General features: G+C 72.6%; 2 protein-coding genes. Both read left to right on the top strand.

Annotated features, from left to right (window positions below):
• Positions 1–409: 409 nt before the first annotated feature.
• Positions 410–1807 carry a glutamate--tRNA ligase gene (gene gltX, locus L2I40_RS21740; RefSeq protein WP_237217336.1) on the top strand — a complete coding sequence of 466 codons (1398 nt, stop codon included), beginning with the start codon at positions 410–412 and terminating at the stop codon, positions 1805–1807.
• Between the two features lie 19 nt (positions 1808–1826).
• Positions 1827–2599: SbmA/BacA-like family transporter (locus tag L2I40_RS21745; protein ID WP_272910998.1), on the top strand; the 773-nt coding region annotated here is incomplete at its 3' end.

Consider the following 2599-nt stretch of genomic DNA (forward strand, 5'->3'; position numbering starts at 1 on the left):
GCTCCTCCGGCATCGCGAAATAGGCCAGGACGCCGCCGCCGAGCGCGACTGCGAGCCAGGGCGCGAGGCGGCCATGCTGGAGGGCGACCTCCGCCCCCGCCGCCTCGCGCAGGCGCGCGAGAGCGGGCGCCGACCGCTCGGCCGGGGCGAGGGCGAGGCTCACTCCCGCCAGAGTCGCTATGGCGCCCTCGTCATGCAACCATATGGATAAGGTTTCATGCGGCCACCCGGGCGGTTCAGCGCGCCTGGAAGCTGGGCTAGACGGGCAACGCCCGGCCATCTGTCCGGGCGGCCCTTGCCGATGCTTGCCGCGGCGCTTCCCGCACGCAGCCTCCGTGATCGCCCGCGGCGTTCACAGCCGGGACCGTCGCAGGCTAGTCAGGGCCCACATCCGCTCAACGGGACATCCATGTCGGTCCGCACCCGCTTCGCCCCCTCGCCCACCGGATACCTGCACATCGGCGGCGCGCGCACGGCGCTGTTCAACTTCCTCTTCGCCCGTCGCCATGGCGGCCAGTACCTCCTGCGCATCGAGGATACGGACAGGGCGCGCTCCACGCCGGAGGCGGTGCAGCAGATCCTCGACAGCCTCGCCTGGCTCGGGCTCAGCCCCGACGAACCGCCGGTGATGCAGTCGCAGCGCGAGCCGCGCCACGCCGAGGTCGCGCGCGAGCTGCTGGCGAAGGGCGCGGCCTATCTCGCCTACGACACGCCGGAGGAGCTCGCCGCCATGCGCGCCGAGGCCGAGGCGCAGAAGCGGCCCTTCAAGTACGACGGCTCGAAGTGGATCGGGATGGACCCCGCCAAAGCACCCTCCGTCGCACCCGCCATCCGCATCAAGGCGCCGCGCGAAGGTGAGACGGTGGTGCGCGACCTGGTCCAGGGCGAAGTGCGCGTCGCGGCCAGCGAGCTCGACGACATGATCATCCTGCGCTCGGACGGCACGCCGACCTACCTGCATGCGGTGGTGGTGGACGACCACGACATGGCGATCACGCATGTGATCCGCGGCGACGACCACCTGACCAACACCTTCCGCCAGTGCATGGTCTACGACGCGATGGGCTGGCGGCGGCCGCACTTCGCCCATGTGCCGCTGATCCACGGGCAGGACGGGGCGAAGCTGTCGAAGCGGCACGGCGCCGTCGGGGCCATCGACTTCCGCGAGCAGGGCTACCTGCCCGAGGCCGTCTGCAACTACCTGCTGCGCCTCGGCTGGGGCCATGGCGACACCGAGATCATCTCGCGCGAGGATGCGATCCGCATCTTCGACATCGCCGATGTCGGCCGCGCGGCCTCGCGCATGGACTACGCCAAGCTCACCCATTTCAACGGCGTCTACCTGCGCGCCGCCGACGACGAGCGGCTGACGCGCGAGGTGCTGGAGCGCTTCGCGAAGCGCGGCGTGCTGTTCGGCACCGACGGCGCGGCGCGCGTGCGGATGCTGATGCCCGACATGAAGGAGCGCGCGAAGACCATCGAGGAGCTGGCCGGCGCCGCCCTCTTCGCCCTGCAGGACGGCGCGCCGGCGATGGAGCCGAAGGCCGCGGCGCTGCTGACGGAGGAGGCGAAGGCGCGGCTTGCCGACCTCGCGCAGTTCCTCGGCGACGCGCCGTGGGAGCGCAAGGATCTCGAGCAGTGGCTGCGCGACTATGCGGAGGTGAAGGGCGTGAAGCTCGGCGCGGTGGCGCAGCCGCTGCGCGCGGCGCTGACCGGCAGCACGCAATCGCCGCCGATCGACGCCGTCCTCTTCGCGCTCGGGCGCAGCGAGGCGATCTCGCGCATCCTGGCCGCGGCCGGCGAGTAGCGCCGGTTCCGGCGAGATGATGAGCGGCGCCACGGGCAACACGGCGTCGCCGCACCGCCAGCACTCCGTGCTGCAGGGCGTGCTGGCGCTCTCGGCGCCCTGGCTCGGCCGCTGGCGCACGCGCGGCCTGATCCTGCTGCTGATCGCGCTGACCGGCGCGCAGGTGGCGCTGGCCGTCGGCTACAACCTCTGGAACGCCCGTCTCTTCGACGCGCTGGAGCGGCGCGACCTCGGCGCGCTCATGCGCGAGGCCTGGGTCTTCGCCGCCCTCCTCGGCGGCATCGTGCTGTCGAATGCCGGGCAGGTCTGGGCCAAGCGCGCCGTCGCCCTGTCCTGGCGGCGCGCCCTGACGGAGCGGCTGCTCGGCGCGTGGCTCACCGAAGGGCAGCAATGGCGCCTCGCGCAGATCCCCGGCAGCCCCGACAACCCCGACGGGCGCATCGCGGAGGACATCCGCATCGCGACCGAGCAGGCGGTGGAACTCGCCGCCTCGCTGTTCTTCGCGGCAACCGTGCTGATCGCCTTCATCGGCATCCTCTGGTCGCTCTCCGGCATCGTCGAGGTGTTCGGGCTGCCGGTGCCGGGGCATCTGGTGCTGCTCGCGGTGCTCTACGCCGCGGCGGGCGGCGTGGCGGCCTTCGCGCTCGGCAGGCCGCTGACGGCCGCGACGGAGCAGCGCCAGCGCGCCGAGGCCGATTTGCGCTACGGCCTGGCCCGCGCGCGCGAGCATGACGAAGGCGTCGCGCTGGCGCGCGGCGAGGCGCTGGCGCGCGGCGACCTGCTCGGCCGCTT

It is taken from the genome of Falsiroseomonas oryziterrae (genome assembly GCF_021864505.1).
GTDB classification, from domain to species: Bacteria; Pseudomonadota; Alphaproteobacteria; order Acetobacterales; family Acetobacteraceae; genus Falsiroseomonas; species Falsiroseomonas oryziterrae.

Bases quoted from the DNA above. Each gene is read 5' to 3' on its own strand.
- gltX (WP_237217336.1), top strand. From the start codon at position 410: ATGTCGGTCCGCACCCGCTTCGCCCCCTCGCCCACCGGATACCTGCAC.